Origin of the sequence: Streptomyces sp. NPDC008317 (assembly GCF_042955955.1) — a bacterium.
Taxonomy (GTDB): domain Bacteria; phylum Actinomycetota; class Actinomycetes; order Streptomycetales; family Streptomycetaceae; genus Actinacidiphila.
The window spans coordinates 90580-110445 of the sequence record NZ_JBIBFQ010000002.1; the positions used below are offsets into that span (position 1 = coordinate 90580).

The following is a 19866-nucleotide window of genomic DNA, read 5'->3' on the forward strand; positions in this document are numbered from 1 at the left end:
GCCGTCGGCGCGTGCCGTCAGCGCGCGCCCGCGAAGGCTCCGCGCCTCAGGCCAGCGCCGACCGTACGGCCCTCAGGTCGGCGTCCGAGGCCAGGCCCGCGTGGTACAGGCGCAGTTCGGTGGCGCCGAGCGCGGCGGCGTGCGCGGCGTCCTCGGCGAGCGTGCCGGGGCTGCCGCCCATGCCGGAGACGACGGTGAGGTTCGCCGCCAGTACGGTGCCTTCGCGGCGGTGCGGCGCGAGCGGGGTCAGCATCGCCTCGCGGGCGGCCGGACCGCCGGCGCAGGGCAGGACGAGCCCGTCGGCGTGGGCCAGGACGCGGGCCGGTTCCACGCCCGCGTTGGCGCCGCAGCGGTACGGCGCCGGGTCGGCGTGCATCAGCACCTGGAAGCCGGGCGCGGCGGCGGCCCGTACGGCGGCCACGGCCCGCTCCTGGAGCGAACCGGCCGTCTGTGTACGCCAGGTGAGGGTGAGCGCCGTCAACTCCGCGCCGAGCAGCCTCTCGATCGCCGGGAGCCCTGCGGCGTCGCCCGGGGCGTCCCCCTCGAAGACGGGTGCCAGCGCGCGGCGGACGGCGGCGGCCACGTCGGCGGGATCGGCGCCGAGCCCGGCGTAGCCGTCCCGGCAGTGCGCGCAGAAGCACAGCGACATCAGGTACTGGGCGGCGTCGCCGAGCGGCACCCCGGCGATCTTGTCGTGGGCGTGCAGGTGGGCGAGGCCGTACCAGCCCAGGGACTCCAGTTCGGTGCCGCCCGCGCCGGGGCGTACGGCGGCCTCCGCCGCGAGGTCCACCAGGTAGGTACGGACGGCCGGTTGGGCGATGCAGGGCGCCCACGGGTAGCGGTCGCCGTAGGCGTTGACCACCGAGGTGGCCGGATGCTCGGCGCCGAGGCGGGAGTTGTGGGCGAGCACGACCCAGGTGTGGACGTCGAGCCCGGCGGCGGCCAGCGCGCGGGCCGCCGTACCGAAGGCGTCCCCGCCGCCGTCCCCGTCGAAATCCCCGGCCTCGGTACCGACTCCGCCCCTGTCCCCGGCCCCGGACCCGGCCCCGAACCCGGCCCCGCCCCTCGCCCAGCTCCCGGCCGGGTAGGGCCGCAACTCCCTTCCCTCCCAGCGCTGTTCGTCGGGCGGGTAGAGCACGGCGGAGTGTTCCGCGGTGACGATCCGGTGCCGGGGGTGACGGGGGGTCAGCGCGCGGGTGGAGTGGTAGGCGGAGGCGAGGGTGACCTGCTGGACGCCGAGGGCGGCGATCCGTTCGGCCGCCTCGGGGTCACCCACGACGTCCCAGGGGTAGACGAAGGCGGAAGTCCTCATGGTCGGCATGTCCGGGGCCCGTTCAGCGGTCGCCGAGCAGCGCGAGGCCCTGCTCGATCAGGTCGGCCAGTTCCTTGACGTGCGCGGCGGACGGCTCCGACAGCGGCGGGCGGACCTCGCCGACGTCCAGGCCGCGCATCCGTACCCCCGCCTTGACCAGCGAGACGGCGTAACCCCGGCCCTGGTTGCGGAGGTTGACCAGCGGGCGGTAGAAGCCGTCGATCAGCGTGTTGACGGTGGCGTCGTCGCCGGTGGTGAGCGCCTTGTGGAAGGCGAGGGCGATCTCGGGCGAGAAGGCGAAGACCGCGGAGGAGTAGAGGAGTACGCCGATGCCGCGGTAGGCGAGGCCGGTGAGTTCCGCGGTGGGCACGCCGTTGAAGTAGAGGAAGTCCTGGCCGGGGAGTTCGGTGCGGACCGCGCTGATGATCCGCTGCATCAGGTCGAGGTCGCCGAGGCCGTCCTTGAGGCCGATGATGTTGGGCACCTTGGCGAGTTCGACGACCGTCTCGGGGGTGAAGACAGCGTTGTCGCGCTGGTACACGATGACATCGAGGCCGGTGCCCGCGGCGAGCGCCGCGTAGTGCCGCAGCATGCCCTCCTGGCCGGGGACGACGAGGTAGGGCGGCATGGCGAGCAGGCCGTCGGCGCCCGCCTCCTCGGCGAGCCGCGCGTACTGGACGGCGAGCGCGGTCCCGTATCCAGCCCCGGCCACCACCGGCACCCGCCCCGCGACCTCGTCCACCGCCGCCGCGACGCACGCGCGGAACTCCTCGGGGGACAGCGCGTGGAACTCGCCCGTGCCGCAGCACGCGAAGACGGCGGCGGCACCCGCCTCCACCCCGGCGCGCACATGCGCGCGGAACGCGTCGAGGTCGAGAGCGCCGTCCGGGCCGAAGGCCGTCACGGGGAAGAACAGCAGGCCGTCGAGGCGCTCGGCGAGGGCGGGTGAGGTCATCGGGTTCCCCCTGAAGTCTGTGCGCTCATCTGATCCATGTCTATATTCATGAACGCTGCCACGCTAGGCGAGGTGACCTGGGCGGGTCAAGCCGACGAGCACCTCCAAGAGCCCCAGCGCCGCCCGCGCCCACCGCCAGGAAGTGTCCATATACCTGAACGTCGTCCATAGACATACCCACGGCGGACGTCAGCCGTCTACAGTGACCCCTGAGGTCAGCGAAGCCCCCGCCAGACACGGAGACCCCGTATGCCCGCTCCCCGCACCGTCCTGCTCACCGGCGCCGCAGGCGGCCTCGGCACCCTCATGCGCGGCCTGCTGCCGTCGTACGGATACGACCTGCGGCTGTTCGACGTCCGCCCGGTCGAGGGGGCGCCCGACGGCACGCGGGTGATCACCGCGGACCTGTCCGACCGGGACGCGCTGCGCGAGGCGGTGCGCGGCGTCGACGCGATCATCCACCTCGCCGGGATCTCGCTGGAGTCCTCCTTCGACAAGATCCTGCGCGGCAACATCGAGGGCACCTACCACCTCTACGAGGCCGCCCGCGAGGAGAACGTCCGCCGGATCGTCTTCGCCTCCAGCAACCACGCCGTCGGCTTCACCCCGCGGCCGCAGGGCTCCCCGGTGCCGGACGAGGCGCTGATCCCGATCACCACCCCGCGCCGCCCCGACACCTACTACGGGCTCTCCAAGTGCTTCGGCGAGGACCTGGCGCAGCTCTACGCGGACCTGCACGGCATCGACACCGTCTCCGTACGCATCGGCTCCTGCTTCCCCGAACCCACGTCGGTGCGGATGCTGTCGGTCTGGATGAGCCCGGCCGACGGCGCCCGGCTCTTCCACGCCGCGCTCAGCGCCGGGACCACGGGGCACACCGTCGTCTACGGCAGCTCCGCCAACACCCGCCTGTGGTGGGACCTTTCGGGCGCCCGCGCGCTCGGGTACGAACCGCGGGACGACTCGGAGCCGTTCGCCGCGAAGCTCATCGCCGAGCAGGGCGAGCTGGACCCGGACAATCCCGCGCACGCCAACCTCGGCGGCCCGTTCTGCACGGACCCCCCGATCTGGCCGTACTGACAGGCGAGACGCGTGGCGAGACGTACAGGTGGACGCGCGGAACCGTACGGACCCTGCGCGGACGCGCCGCCCGCGGGCCGCTCAGCGGCCGGGCAGCCGTACCACCGACAGGAAGAAGTCGTCGATCTGCCGCACCGCGCTGATGAACTGCTCCACGTCGACGGGCTTGGTGACATACGCGTTCGCGTGCAGCTTGTAGCTGCGGAGGATGTCCTCCTCGGTGGCGGACGTGGTGAGCACCACCACCGGGATCATGGCCAGGTCCCGGTCGCCCTTGATCATTTCGAGCACCTGACGCCCGTCGTACTTCGGCAGGTTGAGGTCGAGCAGGATCAAGTCGGGCCGCACGGCGTCCTGGTGGGCGCCACGCCGGTAGAGGAAGTCCAGCGCCTCCTCGCCGTCGCGGACCACGTGCAGGGTGTTGCCGATCCTGTTGTCGGCGAACGCCTCCCGGGTCATCAGCTCGTCGCCCGCGTCGTCCTCGACCAGCAGGACCTCGATCGGCTGTACGGGTTGACTCATACGCGCGGTGCTCCCTCTGCTCCCTCGATGCCAGGCGCCGCCGCCTGGTCAGGTGACTCTTCTGCCCCGGCGGGCAGCGTGAAACGGATGCGGGTGCCGCCGGTGTACTCGTTGTCCACCGAGATGCGCCCGCCGTGGTGCTCGATGATCTTCCGGCACATGGCGAGGCCGATGCCGGTGCCCTCGTAGGTGTTGCGGCTGTGCAGCCGCTGGAAGAGCACGAAGACCTTCTCGCTGAACTCCTCCTGGATGCCGATGCCGTTGTCGGTGACGCTGAAGACGAGCGTGCCGTCGGGGGCGGTTCCCGACTCCACCGTGATCACCGGCGGCCGGTCGGGGGAACGGAATTTGATCGCGTTCCCGATCAGGTTCTGCCAGACCAGGGCCAGCAGCGTCGCGTCGCCGACGGTGTCCGGCAGCACGGCGGGCCGCTCGACGCGCGCCCCGGACTCCTCCAGCCGCTCCGCGAGGTTGTACAGCGCCTGGTCGAGCGTGTTCTCCAACTGGACCGGCCGGTGGTCGTCCTGCGCCCGGCCCACCCGCGAGAAGGCCAGCAGGTCGTTGATGAGGATCTGCATGCGCTTGGCGCCGTCGACCGCGAAGTCGATGTACTGCACGCCGCGTTCGTCCAGCGCGTGCCGGTAGCGCTTCTCCAGGAGCTGGCAGAAGGACGCGACCTTGCGCAGCGGCTCCTGGAGGTCGTGCGAGGCGACGTAGGCGAACTGCTCCAACTCGGCGTTGGAGCGGCGCAGTTCCTCGGCCTGCTCGGTCAGCTCCGCCGCCTGGGCGGCCAGCAGTCCGCGCTGGCCGTGCGCCTCGGCCAGCGCGCCCGCGATACCGCTGCGCATCGCCTCCACGGCCTCGGCCAGCACCCGCAGATCGGCCGGGCCGCTGGGCTCGATCCCGGTGTCGAAGTCGCCGCCCGCGACCCGCAGCGCGTCGTCGCGCAGCCGCCCCAGCGGCAGGCCGACGATCCGGCGCAGGAGCAGCGCCAGGAAGACCATGGCCACCAGGAAGCAGGCCAGCATCGCCAGGAACACCGCGTCGCGTTCGTTGCGCACGCGCCGCAACTGATCCTGACTGTGCTGCCGGTCCTCCTTCAGATGCGTGTCCTGGATCGTGAACTGGGTGCGTACGGTGTCGAAGCCCCGCTTGCTGCTGTCCAGCAGCGAGGTGTCGGCGGAGGCGGGCAGGCCCTCGCGGGCGTGCTCGATGAGCGGCAGCGCGTACGTGGTGCGCCAGCGGTCGGCCGCCTCCTCCAGCGCCAGCAGGTCGGCGGAGGCGCGCTTGTTGCCGCTGATCAGCGGGCGCAGCCTGGCGGTGATCGTCTTCTGGTCCGCGAGGCCCTCGGTGTAGGGCTGGAGGAATTCCGCCGAATGGGTGAGCACATAGCCGCGCACGCCGGTCTCCTGGTCCAGCAGCGCGGTCTGCAACCGCACCCCCTCCACCCGCGCGGGCTGCACCCGGTTGGCCAGGTGGTCGGAGATCGACGTGGTGTGCGCGAGCAGTTGCGCGCCGATCACCGCGAAGACGAGGACGAGCAGCGTCATCCCGCCGAGCACGAGGTTGAACGCGCCCTGAACCGTGATCCGGCCCTTCTCGCGCGGCCGGAAGCCGGACCTCGTCCGGGGGGCCTTCTGCCCGCGAGCGGGTACGGGGGCGGGCACGACGTCGGGCGCGGGATCGGTATCCCGCGCGGGTTCGACGTCCGGAGCGGGTTCGACGTCGGGACCGGACTCGGACCGCGGCCCGGGTACGGGCGCGCTCTCGGACACGGGCCCGGCTTCGGATACGGACTCGGATACGGCCTCAGGCTCGGACACGGGCGGCGGGTCGGTCGGGGGATGCGGCACGGACGCGGACTCCGGAACTGGCGTGGGATCGGGCGTGGACTGGGCGACGGGCGCGGTCCCTGAAGCGGGCGCGGCCCCGGCAGCGGCTTGAGGCGTCGGCTCCGGCGCGGGCGCCGTGGGTTCCGTCGGCTCCGAACCGGGCCCCGACACGGGCGGGTGTTCCGTCATGACCTCGCCCGCCATCCCGCGTGCATCACGGCCGCGTCGTCCTCGAGACCGCCGCGCCCCGCCGTCGCCGTCTCGGCCGCGTTGATCAAGGCGTCGACGAACGCCTCCGCGGGGAGTGCGCCGTTCTTCCGGGCCAGCTCCAACAGCCCGTCCTCGCCGAGCCGTTCCGGCCCGTCGCCGTACCGCCACTCGAAGAGGCCGTCGGTGAACAGGACCACGGACGCGCCGTCCAGCGTCTCGGTCGTCACCGGCCAGACGCCCTGCCCCGGCAGCAGCCCGAGCGCGGGCCCGTACGCCGGCTCCCACCACTGGACGTCGGCGCCGCGGCGCAGCAGCACGCCCGGATGCCCGGCTCTGACGATCTTGACGGTGGTGCGGTCGGGGGCGAACTCCAGGGAGCTGAGGGTGGCGAAGACGTGTTCGCCCGCGCGCTCGGCGACCAGCATCTGCTCCAGCATGCCGGGCAGTTCGGCGCCGCGGGTGCCGGCGAGGACGAAGGACCGCCAGGCGACCCGCAGGCACACGCCCAGGGCCGCCTCGGCCGCGCCGTGCCCCGACACGTCACCGATGACGACGTGCACCGTGCCGTCCTCGGTCTGCACGACGTCGTAGAAGTCGCCACCGAGCAGCGCGTGGTCGCGCCCCGGCCGGTAGCGGGTGGTCACCTGCCAGTCGTCGCCGCGCAGCAGCGGGGTGGGCAGCAGCCCGCGCTCCAGCCGGGCGTTCTCCTCGGCCCGCATGGAGCTCTCGCGCAGCGCCACGTGCGCGCGCTCGATCTGCTTGCGCTGGACGGCGTAGCGGATGGCGCGGCTGAGCGACTGGGGTTCGAGGGCGCTCTTGGACAGGTACTCCTGGGCGCCGGAGGCGACCGCGGCGAGCCCGGCGTCCTCCTCCGACAGACCGGTCAGCACCACGACGGCCGCGCCGGGCGCGTCCTTCAGCAGCCGGGACACCGCGTCCACGCCGAAGGCGTCGGGCAGGTGCAGGTCGAGCAGGACGCACTCGGGCGCGGCGCGGCGGGCCAGCAGCTCCAGCGCCTCGGCGAGATTGCTCGCCCTGACCACCTGGGTCGCGGCGTCGCTCAGCGCGAGGTACTCCTCGACGAGCAGGGCGTCGCCGTCGTCGTCCTCGACCAGCAGGACCGTCGCGGGGCCCGACTGCCCGAAGGAGGCGGGCGGCGCCGTGCGCGGACTCTGACTGTCGCGAATGTCACGAACATCACGGCTGTCACGCCCGTCGCGGGTGTGCGGGATGCCCACCGGAAGTCCGGCCGGAACTCCGACCGGGCCGCTCTGCACCACGTTTCTTCCTCCGCCTTCGGCTGCCCGACCATTGAGATTGCGCTGAGCGTACTTGCCCAGGGCAGGAGCGTATATGCGGGAGCCTCCGGACCCCTGTTCGATCCGGCAACCTGTGCGTCGGGTCCGCCGCGCGACCCATCCGGAACCGTCGTCGCTACGAATGACGGAGGATTGACGGGGTACGGCGGAACGGGGATTCCGGAACGTCCGTTCGTACCTGTCACGGCACGTCGGCGGAGGGAACGGACACGGGTGGAGGCACGGGTGGCAGAGGACCGCGACGGCGACAGCGCACGCGCGGGGTATCGGGGCCTGGTGATGCGGCGTTCCGCGGCGGCCCCCGAGGCGGCGGTGCTGGTGCTGCACGGCGGCCGGGAGCGCGGTATGGGCCGGCCGTCCCGGCTGAACGCGCCGGGGCTGCGGATGCGCCCCTTCGTCCGGGCGCTGGCCCGCGCGACGCGGGGCCGCCGGGTGGTGCTCGCCGAGGCCCGCTACCGGCACCGCGGCTGGAACGGGGAGCGGGCGGACGCCGCGCGGGACGCGGCCGACGCGCTGGCGGAGCTGTCCCGGCGGACCGGCGGGGCGCCGGTCGTGATGGTCGGGCACTCCATGGGCGGCAGGGCGGCGCTGCGGGTGGCCGGTACGGACGGGGTGGTCGGCACGGTGGCGCTGGCCCCCTGGTGCCTGCCGGGGGAGCCGGTGGAGCAGCTCTCGGCGGCCCGGCTGGTGTTCCTGCACGCGGAGGCCGACCGGATCACCTCGCCCGTGGAGTCGCTGCGGATGGCGGAGCGGGCCAGGGCCGAGGGCGCCGAGGTGTGCCGCTTCGTGCTGCCGGGCGGCGACCACGCGATGCTGCGCCAGGCGGCCGTCTGGCACGCGCTCACCACCCGGGCCGTCTGCGGCCTGCTCGGCCTGTCCGCGCTCCCGCCCGAGGTCGCCTCCGCCTTCGCCCTGCCGCCCGGCTCCCCGGACGGCCTCGACGTGCCCGCGACCGCCGGTGACGGGCGGGGCGTGCGGGTGTGAGGGTACGGGGCTGCCGATACGGGTCCGACCGTACGCGACCGCGGGCGCGACGCTGCCGGTACGAGCCGGCGCGGGCGCCGGAATGGGCGCCGGGACCGGGTGCCCATAACGGGCCGGAAGCTGATCTCCGGGTCATGGAACCGCAAACAACAGTCGGTCGTTACGGGGGCATGACCGCTATGACGCCTGGCTCGAATGTGCCGCTCTCCGTGCCCCGAGTGGCCGTGGACGTCGCCGCCTCCTCCGCGCGGCTCGATGTCTCGGGCCTGCTCCTGACCGGTGACGGGAAGGTGCGCTCCGACGACGACTTCGTCTTCTACAACCAGCCCCAGGGGCCCGGCGTCAGCCACCGCTCCGGGGGCGGTTCCGGGCCCGACTCGATCACCGTGGACACCGCGGCCGTCCCGGCCGGGATCGAGAAGGTCGTGGTGACCGCGAGCCTGGACGGCGGCGGTCCCTTCGCGGGTACGACGCCGACGGCCACGGTCCGCAGCGCGGACGACGGCTCGGTGATCGCCACCTTCACGCCCACCGGGCTCGGCCCGGAGACCGCGCTCGTCGTGGTCGAGGTGTACCGGCGCGGCGGCGCCTGGAAGGTCCGCGCGGTCGGCCAGGGGTACGCCAACGGGCTGGGCGGCATCGCCAGCGACTTCGGGGTGAACGTCGAGGAGCCCGCGGCCCCCGCGGCCCCCGCCGCCGCGTTCACCCCGCCGCCGCCCGCGCCGGGACTGCCCAGTGCGCCGCCGCCCTCCGGCGCGCCCGCCGCGTATCTGCCGCCGCCGCCCTCCGCTCCCCCGGCCGCGCCGCCCGCTCCCGCGCCGGGCGCGGGCAAGGTCAATCTGGACAAGGGCCGGGTCAATCTCCGCAAGAACGAGACGGTGTCGCTGGTCAAGGCGGGCAAGCCGTTCCTGTCCTCGGTGCGGATGGGCCTGGGCTGGGAGCCCGCCTTCGGCGGCCGGGACATCGACCTGGACGCGTCGGTGATCGCCTACGGTCCGCAGCGCAACCACATCGCGACCTGCTACTTCGGCAAGCTGTCCATCCTCAACGGCGCGGTCCAGCACTCCGGTGACAATCTGACCGGCGCGGGCTCGGGCGACGACGAGACGATCACCGTGCACCTGGGCGGGCTGCCGCCGGAGGTCACCGGTCTGGTCTTCACGGTGAACTCGTACTCGGGGCAGAAGTTCAACAAGGTCGCCAAGGCGTACTGCCGGCTGCTCGACGCGGGCACCGGCGAGGAGCTGGTCCGCTTCGACCTGACCGGCAGCGAGCCGCGCACGGGTGTGCTGATGGCGAAGCTGATCAAGCAGTTCTCCGGCGAGTGGGAGATGACCGCCATGGGCGACTTCATCGACTCGCGTACCGCCAAGGGGATGGTGCGGCCCGCCTCCGCGGCGCTCTGAGGCACCGCGGACCGGATGTGTGCCCTGCGGGGCCGCCGCCGGTCCGCGCAGGCTGGCATGAGTCCGCGCGGACCGGCGGCGGCCCGCGCGACCGGTCCCAGGCGGCGCGGGACCGGCCTCAGGCGGCGCGGACCGGTCTCACATCGCAGGCCGGTCTCACACCGCGCGGCGGCCTCAGACCGCGACCGGGCTCAGACCGCGCGGATCGCCGTCGCCAGGGCGCCCGCCTCGGCCGGGCCGAGGTGCCGGGCGATGTCGGCCTCGCTGATGATGCCGACCAGGCGGCTGCCCTCGACCACCGGCACCCGGCGGATCCGCCGGGAGGACATGGTCGCGACGACGCTCCCCGCGTCGTCGTCGGCCGCGGCCGTCACCGGGCTGCCGTCCATCAGGTCGGCGGCCCGGACCGCGCCCGGGTCGTGGCCGGTCGCCACACAGCGCAGCACGATGTCCCGGTCGGTGAGCACCCCTTGGAGCCCGCCGTCGTCACCGGTGACCGCCAGGGCCCCGATGTCCGCGTCCCGCATCCGCTTGGCGGCCACGTCCAGGGTCTCGTGGGCGGAGATCGTCTCGACGCCCTGATGCATGATGTCGCGCGCAGTGGTCACAGCAGCTCCATTCGTCCCGGGCCCCCGCGCCGACCATAAAGTCCCGCGCGCCGCCCCGCACGGCGACGGGAGCCGGGACCAGGACCGGGAGCGGGCGGGCGCGGGGGCGCCGTGCGCACGGCGCTCGGAGGCCGTGCGGCCCCGGCACGCACCGGCTCGTGCGCCGCGCGGGCCTCGTACGGGCCGGACCGCCACCGGACGTTCGCACATCAACATGTCATGGTCACATAAAATTTACCGCTGACGGTCTACCCGCATAGACCCGTGGCCGGGACCCTGGTCGGGAACCACCCGTACCGCTCGACCCCCTAGCCACGGGAGCGCTCAGTCATGCCCAAAAACCGTCTCGTGCACGGAATCTGTGCCGCCGTCAGCGCGGCACTGCTCGCGCTGACCGTCCTGTTCGTCAGCGGCGGCCCCGCACAGGCCGCTCTGCCGACCCCCATCGCCGCCTCCACCGCCCGCAGTTACCTGTCCGGCATGACGGCCACCGCGGAGACGCACGCCTCGACGTACGACCGGAATCTGTTCCCGACCTGGATCACCATCTCGGGCACCTGCGACACCCGCGAGTACGTGATCAAGCGCGACGGCACGAGCGTGGTGACCGACAGCTCGTGCAAGGCGACCTCGGGGAACTGGACCAGCCCGTACGACGGCGTGACCACCACCGACCCGTCGACCTTCGACATCGACCACCTGGTGCCGCTCGCCGAGGCGTGGGCCTCGGGCGCCTGGGCCTGGACCACCGCGCAGCGCCAGGCGCTGGCCAACGACGTGACCCGCCCGCAGCTCGTGGCCGTCTCCGCGCACTCCAACCGCTCCAAGGGCGACGGCGACCCGGCCGAGTGGCTGCCGCAGGCGTCGTACCAGTGCACGTACGCCCGCGCGTGGGTGCAGGTGAAGCACTACTACGGTCTGACCGTGGACAGTGCGGAGAAGTCGAAGCTCACGTCGGTCCTCAGCGGCTGCTGAAACGTTCCGGCCGCACCCGGCCGCACCCGGCCTCGCTCGTCACGGCGGTGACGAGCGCGGCCGGGCGGCGGTCCGCCCCTCAGCCCGGAATCCCGTCAGCCCGTCAGCCCGTCAGCCCGGCGTCTTCAGGGTCAGCGTGCGGCGACCGGGCGCGTAGAACCAGACGGCCCCCTCGCGCACGACGTACACCCCGTCGTCCGCCCACCACAGGCCCGTCAGCCCGTGCGCCCGCGTGACCTCGCCCGCCGCGAACGGCGTCTCCACCCAGTCCACGCCGTACACGGTGCCGGGCCCGGTCGCCCGCGACAGGTCGTCCACGTAGCGGCCCCCGGAGTCGATGCACCGGAACGCCTGGAGCACGCCACCGTTCTGCGCCGACGGCGGCGTCCGCCGGCACAACGACGTTTCCGCGGTCAGATACGCGTGACCTCGTTTCGGGTCGGCCACCACGGCCTCCCGCGTACGGCTGACCGGCACCGGGGCTCCTCACGTCGCGCTGAGCACCCACGGTGCCGCCCCCCGGCCAACCCCGGATGAACGGCGTCCTTCCGCGAGACGGCCACCCGGTTGCCCCCGGCGCGGGGGCGCGCCCCGAGCGGTGGACCGCCGCGCGTCAGCCCGGAAGGCCCTGGCGGGAGCGGGCCTTGAAGGCCGCCTTGCGGGCGTCCTTGGCGGATTTGCGGTCCGGGTGGAGACGCCCCATGGCTTCGAGGACGTCGGCGGTGGCGGGGTGGTCGACGCGCCAGGCGGCGTCGAAGAAGCCGTCGTGCCGGGCGACGAGGTCACGGACGAGGTCGGCCAGGATCTCGGGGGCGTCGTCGGCGGCGAGCTGCGCGGCGAGGGTGTCGATGGTGAGCCAGAAGACCATGTCCGCGTCGGGCGCGGGGATGTCGGCGGCGCCGCTCTCGGTGAGCCAGACGCGGGCGAGGCCGCCGAGCGCGCGGTCGTCGAGGACTTCGCGCAGCGCGGGCTCGGCCTCGGCGCCGAGCAGGGTGAGCGTCTGCTGGCAGATGAGACGACGGCCCGGCGCACCGGCGTCGTCGCCGCGCGCGGCGGCGAGCAGTTCGCGTGCGGCGTCGGCCGGCTTGCGGTCCTCCAGCCACAGCTCGGCCTCGACGCGCGCCGCCTGGTCGGGGTAGCCGGTCAGCGCTTCGAGGAGGTCGACGCCCGACCCGCCCGCGAGGTCGCCGATGGCGGGGGCCTGCGCGCCCGCGTCCACGAGCCGTTCGCGCATGCCGTGCACGCCGAGCGGCGTGAGCAGGACCATGCCGTAGCGGGAGACCTCCTCGGGGTCGAGGTCGTCCCCGACGGCCCCCTCGGGGAACTCGGGGAAGGAGCCGGTTTCCCCGTCGCCCTCCGCCTCCTCGATCAGCGCCTCGTCGACCGGCTGGTAGTCCAGCAGTCCGGTCGTGGCGAGCAGCCGGAAGTGGTCGTCCAGCCGCATCATCACCTCGGTGACCTCTTCGAGGACGGCGTCGCTGGGCTGGTCCATCTCGTCGGGCACGACGAGGGACGCGGCGAGCACCGGCAGCGGTACGGCGTCGGGCCCGTCCTCGGCGACCGCCGAGTCCTCCACGGCCATCAGCGCGTAGAGGTTGACCAGCGCGCTGTCGAGGAATTCGGCCTCCTTCTCCGGGTCCCAGTCCAGCTCGTCCAGGAGCACCTGGTCGCCGTCGTCCATGACCTCGCGCAGACTCTCGAAGTCCGGTGCGGCGGCGTCGGCGAGGGCCGACTCGGCGGCGGCCAGCCAGATGTCGAGCACGTCCTGCGGGAGGCCCGCGGTGATCCGCTCGTACGCCTCGCCGGGCAGCGCGCGACCGGCGACCTCACCGACCGGCGTGGACTCCTCGGCCTCCTCGTCGATCTCCAGGACCAGCAGGCCGGTGTCGACGGCGACGCCCCATGCCTGGGCGGTCTCGGCGAGCCCTTCCTCGTCCTCGTCCACCGGGAGGCCGAGTTCCGCGGCGGCGGCCACCAGGTCGTCGTCCAGCAGCTCGCCCATCGCGTCGACCGGCCGTTCCGGTGTCGCCCACCGGGTCAGCCGCAGCGCTCGGTCCAGCAGCGGCACGGCCAGTGCCAGCCGCGCGAGGTCGTCCGCGGGGAGCAGCCGTACGGGCGGCAGGACGAGGGGACCTTCGGACATGGGGTGACTCCTAGAGGGCTCTACGGCTGTACGGCGTGAGGGGTGGGCCGGTCCGGCTCACCCCTGGCGGGTGGATCGGACCGGCACACGCGAACCGGTACGCGCGCCGGACGCGCGCACTCAGCGTAGGCCCTGCGACCCCCCGACCGTCGGCCTCCCGGCCCCGTCGCACCCGTCACCCCGCCGGTTCACCCGCCCGTAGCGACACGTTCCGGCCACCGCCGCCCGCCGCCGGGTGCGTACCGGCCACACGTCCCTCAGGCGTACGGGAGTTCGGCGCGCGGGAGGGGCCGGCGCGAAGGGCTCAGCGCACGCCGTCCCACAGGGCGCGCTCGTCCGGGCGGGGGTCGCGTACCGGACCGCAGTGCGCGGGGTCGTCCGCCGTGCCGAAGACCATGGTCGTACGGTCCCGGGTGTCGTACGCGGGCCAGCCGGGATCGCCGGTGACGGCGAAGGAGACCCAGGCGGCGTGCATGGTGTCGGCGAGCGGCTGCGGCGGGGCCTCGCCGAGCAGCATGGTCTCGCCGGGCGCGTCCAGGTTGTCGAAGGCGAAGGCGATCTCGGAGGCGTGGCAGGCGCCGAGGCGGCCGTCGAAGGCGGTGGAGCGGCGGCCGAATTCGTAGACGTGGGCGCGCGGCACGGACTCGGCCAGGCGGACCGCGGGTATCCGGAAGAACCAGTCGGTGAGGACGGCGGAGAACAGGTCGCCGGTGGTGGCGCCGGGGCGGTTGGCCGCGTAGAGCGGCAGCGCGGTGTCGGGGTCCAGGCCGTGCCGGGCGATCGCGGCCCGCAGGTGCCTGTCGTCGATGTAGTCGATGACGCCGCTGGGCACGGTGAAGAGCCGGTACTCCTCGGCGGTGGTGCCGATCAGCAGGTCGACGGCGCAGTCGGCGCCGGGTCCCGGCACCGGGTGGGCGCGGGCGGCGGTGCTCGCGGTGTCCGCGATCGGCTCGAAGGGCATGGCGTTCAGCGCGACCTCGCCCCACAGCGCGGGGTCGGGGTTGGCGGTGACCTCGTTGCGCAGGGCGGTCTGCGCGGGCAGCAGGACGTCCAGCGGGAGTGCGGCGAAGGCGGCGGCGGTGGGTTCGACGCCGAGTTCCGCGGCGAAGTGCGCGGCGACCTTGCGGGCGGTGTCCCGGCCGATCGTGTGGTGCGCGGCGCCGCTCTGGAGGATCGCCCGGTGGAAGAGTCCTCGGGCGCCGGGGGCGGTGAGCAGCACCCCGATGCTCATCGCGCCGGCCGATTCGCCGAAGACGGTCACGCGGCCGGGGTCGCCGCCGAAGGCGGTGATGTTGTCGCGGACCCATTCGAGGGCGGCGATCTGGTCGAGCACTCCGCGGTTGTCGGGGGCCCCGTCGAGGGACAGGTAACCGTCCGTCCCCAGGCGGTAGTTGACGGTCACGCAGACGACGCCGTCGCGGGCGAACGCGGCGCCGTCGTAGATCGGCAGCGAGCCGGAGCCGTTCATGAAGGCGCCGCCGTGCAGCCACACCATGACCGGTGCGCCGCCCGCGGTGTCGGGTGTCCACACATTGAGGTTGAGGCAGTCCTCGCCCGCGATGTCCGGGTCGGGCAGCAGCACGTCGAACGGCTTGACGTAGGGGCCCTTGGGCACGGTCGGGCCGAACGCGGTCGCGTCGCGTATGCCCTCCCAGGCGGCGGGCGGTTGCGGCGCCATGAACCGGTGCGGTCCGAACGGCGGTGCGGCGTAAGGGATGGCGCGGAAGACGGTGACGCCGTCCTGGCCGGCCGCTCCGCGTACGTCGCCCTGCCGGGTGGTGCAGACCGGTCCGTCCATGCGTCAGACTCCTTCGTCCTGTGCCCGCTCCCGGGGCTCGCGTACGCTACCGGCGGCCCGCCCCTGCGGGAGGCGCCGCGACACCTTCAACGTACCAAGCGGTCGGTCAGGGGGCACGATGAGCGACGGCGGTCTCCGCGTCGAGGCGTACGGCGTGGGGCAGCGGGTCGCCTCGGGGCGGCAGACGCTGCGGGGGGTGAGCGTACGGATCGCGCCCGGCGAGCTGCTGGCCGTGGCGGGCGGCAGCGGGTCGGGCAAGACGACGCTGCTGGAGATCCTGGCCGGAATCCGTACCCCCTCGGCCGGTCGCGTCCTGCACGACGGTACGGAACCGGCCGTCCTGCGACCGGCGTTGGGGTATCTGCCGCACGGCAACGTGATGCACGACGACCTGCCGCTGGACCGGGCCCTCGGCTACGCGGCTCGCCTGCGGATGCCCGCCCGGACCGCCGGCGCTCTCCTGGACGCGGCCGTACGCGACGCGCTGGCCGCCGTCGGCCTCGCCGACCGCGCCCGCCAGCCCGTACGCACCCTCAGCGAGGGCGAGCGCCGCCGCGCCTGCATCGCGGTCGAACTCCTCACCCGCCCCCGCGTGCTGTTCCTGGACGAGCCGACGACCGGACTCGATCCGGCGACCGGCGCGGAACTCCTGCGCACCCTGCGGGACTTGACCGCCGACGGCGTCACCGTCGTGCTCACCACGCACGCGCCCGCCGATCTGACCCGCTGCGACCGCGTCCTGTTCCTCACCCCTGAAGGACGCCCGGCCCACCTGGGCACGGCGGCCACCCTCACGGCGGCGTACGGCGTCCCGACGCTGGAGGAGGTGTACGGGGCGGTGGCCCGCGGGGCGCGGGCGGCGGACGAGGCTGCCGCGGAGGAGACCGGCCCCGCGCCCGGGGCGGCGCCCGTGGCCGACGGCGCCGCCGCCACGCGCCCGGCGCCGCTCGGGGCGGTCGGGCAGTGGTGGCTGCTCACCCGGCGGGCCGGGGAGTTGATGGCGCGCAATCGGCTGACGGCGGCGGTCGTCGTGGGGTCGCCGCTGGTGATCGTGGCGATGTTCGCGCTGCTGTTCCGGCCGGGGGCCTTCGATCCGGCGGCGCCGAGCCCGGGTTCCGCGGCGATGATCCTGTTCTGGATCGCCTTCGGCGGCTTCTTCTTCGGGCTGACCTACGGCCTGTTGCAGATCTGCGCGGAGCTGGCGGTGGTGCGCAGGGAGCGGCTGACCGTGCTGCGGCTCGGGCCGTATCTGCTGTCGAAGGCGGCGCTGCTGCTGCCCGTACTGGCCCTGGCGGACGCGGCGTTGCTCGCGGTGCTGCGCGGTCTGAACCGGCTGCCCGCCGCCGGGTGGGGCACGTACGGGTCGCTGTTCCTGACCGTGCTGCTCGCGTCGGCCGCCGCGCTCGCGCTGGGGCTGCTGGCGTCGGCGGCGGTGGGCGATCCGGGGCAGGCCACGCTGATGCTGCCGATGCTCTGCTTCCCGCAGGTGCTGTTCTCGGGGGCCTTTGTGCCGGTGCCCCAAATGGCCTGGGCGGGGCGGGTGTTGAGCGCGGCGATGACCAACCGGTGGGCGTTCGAGGCGCTGGGCGGCGGGATCGGTCTGCGGGAGCTGTGGGCGCATGGCGCGTCGCCGCTGGGGCCGCCGCTGCTGGCCTCGTACGGCGGCTCGTTCGACCGGGCGGTGTGGGCGGGCTGGCTGCTGCTGGCCGGTTTCACGGCGCTGTTCCTGGCCGCCGCGTGGGCGGTGCTGGCGCGCAAGTGCCGCACGGTCAGCAGACCAGCCGTGGGCTGAGCCCCGCCGGGTCGGGCGAGCGGTCGCGGTAGGTCTGCGCGGCGAAGGCGAGGAAGGCGGACACGTCGGCCGCGTTGGAGGACAGGCCGAGCGAGACGCGGACGGCGCCGCCGGAGGGGAGGCCGAGGCGGCCGAGGTAGTCGTCGATGGTGCCGGTGGCGGTACGGACGGCGCCGCCGAGTACATCGCGGTCGATGGCGAAGGCGACCTCGCCCGTGCCGGGGTTGCAGAAGCAGCCGGTGCGCAGCGATATGCCGTGCGCGGCGCTGTCGCGGCCGACGATCCGCTCGTCGATCACCCGTCCGTCGGCGCCGAGCAGATTCAGCGCGACCGTGCCGCCGCGGCCGGTGGTGTCCTGCGGACCGTAGATCCGTACCAGCGGGCTGCCGTCGGCGTGCCGCAGACCGCGCAGCCCGGCCAGTAACTCGGCGGTGAGCGAGGTGACATGACGGTGTATCGACTGCACGCCGACGCCGGTGATCCAGTCGAGGCCGAATTCGATGTCGGGAATGCTCAGGTAGTTGACCGTGCCGTCCTCGAAGGCCGCCTCGCCGTCGGCCATGTGGTGCCACAGGCCCTGGGCGCTCACCACGTGGATGGTGCCGCCGGAGAACCACGGCCGCCGCAGCCGCGTCAGCGCCTCCCTGCGGGCCAGCAGACAGCCGATGCCGGTCGGGTAGCCGAAGACCTTGTACCAGCTCACGGCCACGAAGTCGGGGCTGAACCGGCCGAGGTCGAGCACGTTCGCGGGCACGTAGGCCGCCGCGTCCAGCAGGACGTCCCAGCCCGCCGCCCGCGCCCTGGTCACCCAGTCCAGCGAGTGCTGGACCCCGCTGAAATTGCTCTGCGCGGGGTACGCGAGCAGTCCGGGCCCCCGGGCCCCGGACTCCGTGCCCGCCCGCGGCCTCGCGCCCGTCAGGACGGCGTCCATCGCCGTCGCGTCGATGCCGAGGCCCGGCGCCTCCAGCGGTACGTACACCGTCCCCGCGCCCCGGCCGCGGGCGTACTCCCGCAGGCCGTTGACGGAGTTGTGGTTGTCGAGGGTGAGCACCAGCCGGTTGTCCGGCCCGAACGGGTAGGCCTCGCCGACCAGTCGGCACGCCCCGGTGGCGTTGGCCGTGAACACCACGGCGTACTCGGCCGGATCGGCCCTGAAGTGCGCGAGCACCCGTGCGCGGGCCCGCTCCACCAGTTCGCCCGACGCCTGCGAGGCCGGGCTGACCGAGTGCGGATTGCCGTAGCAGCCCGCCGCGATCCGGTCGGCGTGCGCCCGCACTTGGGCGCGGGCGGGAAGTCCCGCGCCGGTGTGGTCGAGGTACACCTGCCGTCGCTCGTCGAGATACCCGTATTCGACCGCGCGCAGCGCGCCAAGGCTGTCCATGAGCGACCCCCGGTCTTCCGGTCTCCGGTCCTCCGCGACGCGATCCCGCGCGATCCCGCGCGACCCCGAACGGCCGCCCGTACGACCGCCGTTGCGCCAGTCGTCGCGCCGACCGTACGACGCCCGCGCGACACCGCGCGACATCCGTGCGACGTCCGTACTCAGGATCGCACCGCGAGCCGTCCGCCGTGCGGCGTTGCGTACGGTCGCCGGCCGCGGCCGACGGGAGCGCGGTCAGGTCCGGGCGACCGCGCCGCGGACCAGGGCCAGCAGCGCCTTCGTACTGTCCCTGCGGGCCCAGGCGATCAGGGCCAGCGGCAGGATGAGGATGATCGGCGTCGCCGCGTTGTCGCCGTCGAAGACGGTGATCTGGGTGACGGTGGCGCCGATCATCAGGCCGATCATCGCGACCGCGGCGACCTGGTAGAGCACCGGGATCAACAGGGCGACGGCGCCCGCGAGTTCGAGCGCGCCGGTGAGGTACATGAACCAGTCGCCGAAACCGATGCGGTCGAAGGAGTCGGCCGCGGCGTCGATGCCGAGGAGCTTGGGGGCGGCGCTGGCCACGCCGTAGAAGAGCGCCAGCACGATCTGGAGGGCGAGCAGCGCGGTGCGCGCCCGGCTACGGGCGGGGCGGGCGGTGACGGCTGTCGCGGTACCGGTCGGGGCGGCGCTGGTGGAGGTGGAGACGACGGACACGAGGGGCTCCTCTGGTCGGGTCGATGCGGTGCTGTCGTATGCGCCGTGGCGCTGTCGAAGAGGTAGACCGGGGACCGCCGCGGAACTCATCGCAGGCGCGGGAAAGACAGGGGAAGGCCAGGGGAAAGGCCAGGGGAAAGGCCAGGGGAAAGGCGCGAGGAAAGCCCGGAAAAGCCACCCTGTACAGTGTGAGTTCCCAGAAGGTACTCACTCACCGGGGGTGTACGGCACATGCAGGAGATCACCGACGAGGCCGAACTGCGGGAACTGCTCGGCGAACCCACCGCGGTCGTCCGCGACAAGGCGCGCGACCGGCTGCACGAACTGGACGTGGCCTGGCTGAAGGCGGCGCCCTTCTGCCTGATGGCCACCTCGGCGGCCGACGGCACCTGTGACGTGTCGCCCAAGGGCGACCCCGCCGGTTTCACCGTCGTCCTGGACGACCGGACCATCGCGGTCCCCGAGCGGCCGGGCAACCGCCGCGCGGACGGCTTCCGCAACATCCTGTCCAACCCGCACATCGGCCTGCTCTACTTCGTCCCCGGGCGCGGCGACACCCTCAGGATCAACGGCAGGGCGCGGCTCCTGCGCGACGCCGACTTCTTCGACCGCATGGTCGTCAAGGGCCACCGCCCGCAGGTCGCGGTCCTGGTCGACATCGAGGAAGTCTTCTTCCACTGCTCCAAGGCGTTCCTGCGCAGCGCGCTGTGGAAGCCGGAGACGTGGCAGCCCGACGCGCTGGCCTCGCGGGCGCGGATCTCCAAGACGCTGGAGCGGACCGAGGACTCGCTGGCGGAGCTGGAGACGTACTACGGGGCCGCGTACGCGGAGAAGATCTACCACTAGGGCC

16 protein-coding genes and 1 pseudogene are annotated in these 19866 nt (G+C 73.5%); 6 read left to right on the top strand and 11 right to left on the bottom strand.

The features are described from left to right. Positions 1–46 precede the first annotated feature (46 nt). Both ACFY9V_RS05505 and ACFY9V_RS05510 read right to left on the bottom strand, forming a co-directional pair. A complete protein-coding gene (locus ACFY9V_RS05505; RefSeq protein ID WP_391159676.1) occupies positions 47–1312 on the bottom strand; it encodes a hypothetical protein in 1266 nt (421 codons plus the stop codon). 22 nt (positions 1313–1334) lie between these two features. Then, positions 1335–2267: a 5-dehydro-4-deoxyglucarate dehydratase gene (locus tag ACFY9V_RS05510; RefSeq protein WP_391159677.1), complete on the bottom strand. Its 933-nt coding sequence runs from the start codon at positions 2265–2267 to the stop codon at positions 1335–1337. Positions 2268–2516: 249 nt separating this feature from the next. Here ACFY9V_RS05510 and ACFY9V_RS05515 point away from each other — a divergent pair, with 249 nt between their 5' ends. Next, positions 2517–3347 (top strand): NAD-dependent epimerase/dehydratase family protein, encoded by an 831-nt coding sequence (locus ACFY9V_RS05515; RefSeq protein ID WP_391159679.1) that lies wholly within the window; start codon positions 2517–2519, stop codon positions 3345–3347. Between the two features lie 81 nt (positions 3348–3428). Here ACFY9V_RS05515 and ACFY9V_RS05520 read toward each other — a convergent pair whose 3' ends face one another. The 3 genes from ACFY9V_RS05520 to ACFY9V_RS05530 all read right to left on the bottom strand — a co-directional run bounded on the left by ACFY9V_RS05520 (position 3429) and on the right by ACFY9V_RS05530 (position 7098). After that, a complete protein-coding gene (locus tag ACFY9V_RS05520) occupies positions 3429–3869 on the bottom strand; it encodes a response regulator (RefSeq protein ID WP_355333804.1) in 441 nt (146 codons plus the stop codon). Next, complete coding sequence (locus ACFY9V_RS05525) at positions 3866–5644, bottom strand: ATP-binding protein (RefSeq protein WP_391159680.1); 1779 nt, start codon at positions 5642–5644, stop codon at positions 3866–3868. Before ACFY9V_RS05525 ends, ACFY9V_RS05520 begins: the two co-directional genes overlap by 4 nt. 242 nt (positions 5645–5886) lie before the next feature. After that, positions 5887–7098: a SpoIIE family protein phosphatase gene (locus ACFY9V_RS05530; protein WP_355334674.1), complete on the bottom strand. Its 1212-nt coding sequence runs from the start codon at positions 7096–7098 to the stop codon at positions 5887–5889. A gap of 357 nt (positions 7099–7455) precedes the next feature. Here ACFY9V_RS05530 and ACFY9V_RS05535 point away from each other — a divergent pair, with 357 nt between their 5' ends. Both ACFY9V_RS05535 and ACFY9V_RS05540 read left to right on the top strand, forming a co-directional pair. After that, the gene (locus ACFY9V_RS05535) at positions 7456–8214 is read left to right on the top strand and encodes an alpha/beta fold hydrolase (RefSeq protein WP_355333809.1); all 759 of its coding nucleotides are present in this window, start codon (positions 7456–7458) and stop codon (positions 8212–8214) included. A 179-nt stretch (positions 8215–8393) separates the two neighbouring features. Further along, positions 8394–9620 (top strand): TerD family protein, encoded by a 1227-nt coding sequence (locus ACFY9V_RS05540; RefSeq protein ID WP_355333812.1) that lies wholly within the window; start codon positions 8394–8396, stop codon positions 9618–9620. 191 nt (positions 9621–9811) lie between these two features. On the opposite strand, the gene ACFY9V_RS05545 is transcribed toward ACFY9V_RS05540, so the two are convergent. Further along, positions 9812–10228, bottom strand: a complete 417-nt coding sequence (locus tag ACFY9V_RS05545; protein ID WP_355333815.1) for a CBS domain-containing protein — start codon at positions 10226–10228, stop codon at positions 9812–9814. A 330-nt stretch (positions 10229–10558) separates the two neighbouring features. Between ACFY9V_RS05545 and ACFY9V_RS05550 the strand changes: the two genes are divergently transcribed. Beyond that, positions 10559–11203, top strand: coding sequence for an HNH endonuclease family protein (locus tag ACFY9V_RS05550; protein WP_355333817.1), 645 nt, complete (start codon positions 10559–10561; stop codon positions 11201–11203). A 123-nt stretch (positions 11204–11326) separates the two neighbouring features. Here ACFY9V_RS05550 and ACFY9V_RS05555 read toward each other — a convergent pair. From ACFY9V_RS05555 to ACFY9V_RS05565, 3 genes and pseudogenes are all read right to left on the bottom strand, one after another. Further along, positions 11327–11659, bottom strand: a pseudogene (locus ACFY9V_RS05555) (Tat pathway signal sequence domain protein); the annotation flags it as partial. A gap of 157 nt (positions 11660–11816) precedes the next feature. After that, positions 11817–13346: a hypothetical protein gene (locus tag ACFY9V_RS05560; protein ID WP_391159682.1), complete on the bottom strand. Its 1530-nt coding sequence runs from the start codon at positions 13344–13346 to the stop codon at positions 11817–11819. A 304-nt stretch (positions 13347–13650) separates the two neighbouring features. Further along, a complete protein-coding gene (locus ACFY9V_RS05565) occupies positions 13651–15144 on the bottom strand; it encodes a carboxylesterase family protein (RefSeq protein WP_391159683.1) in 1494 nt (497 codons plus the stop codon). A gap of 118 nt (positions 15145–15262) precedes the next feature. Between ACFY9V_RS05565 and ACFY9V_RS05570 the strand changes: the two genes are divergently transcribed. Beyond that, positions 15263–16936: an ATP-binding cassette domain-containing protein gene (locus ACFY9V_RS05570; protein WP_391159684.1), complete on the top strand. Its 1674-nt coding sequence runs from the start codon at positions 15263–15265 to the stop codon at positions 16934–16936. Here ACFY9V_RS05570 and ACFY9V_RS05575 read toward each other — a convergent pair. Together ACFY9V_RS05575 and ACFY9V_RS05580 are read right to left on the bottom strand one after the other, a co-directional pair. Continuing rightward, complete coding sequence (locus tag ACFY9V_RS05575) at positions 16914–18317, bottom strand: aminotransferase class V-fold PLP-dependent enzyme (RefSeq protein ID WP_355333828.1); 1404 nt, start codon at positions 18315–18317, stop codon at positions 16914–16916. The genes ACFY9V_RS05570 and ACFY9V_RS05575 overlap by 23 nt on opposite strands. Before the next feature lie 234 nt (positions 18318–18551). Next, positions 18552–19016, bottom strand: a complete 465-nt coding sequence (locus ACFY9V_RS05580; protein ID WP_391159686.1) for a DoxX family protein — start codon at positions 19014–19016, stop codon at positions 18552–18554. A gap of 231 nt (positions 19017–19247) precedes the next feature. On the opposite strand from ACFY9V_RS05580, the gene ACFY9V_RS05585 reads away from it, so the two are divergent. Then, positions 19248–19862 carry a pyridoxamine 5'-phosphate oxidase family protein gene (locus ACFY9V_RS05585; RefSeq protein ID WP_355333834.1) on the top strand — a complete coding sequence of 205 codons (615 nt, stop codon included), beginning with the start codon at positions 19248–19250 and terminating at the stop codon, positions 19860–19862. The last annotated feature ends 4 nt before the right edge of the window (positions 19863–19866 follow it).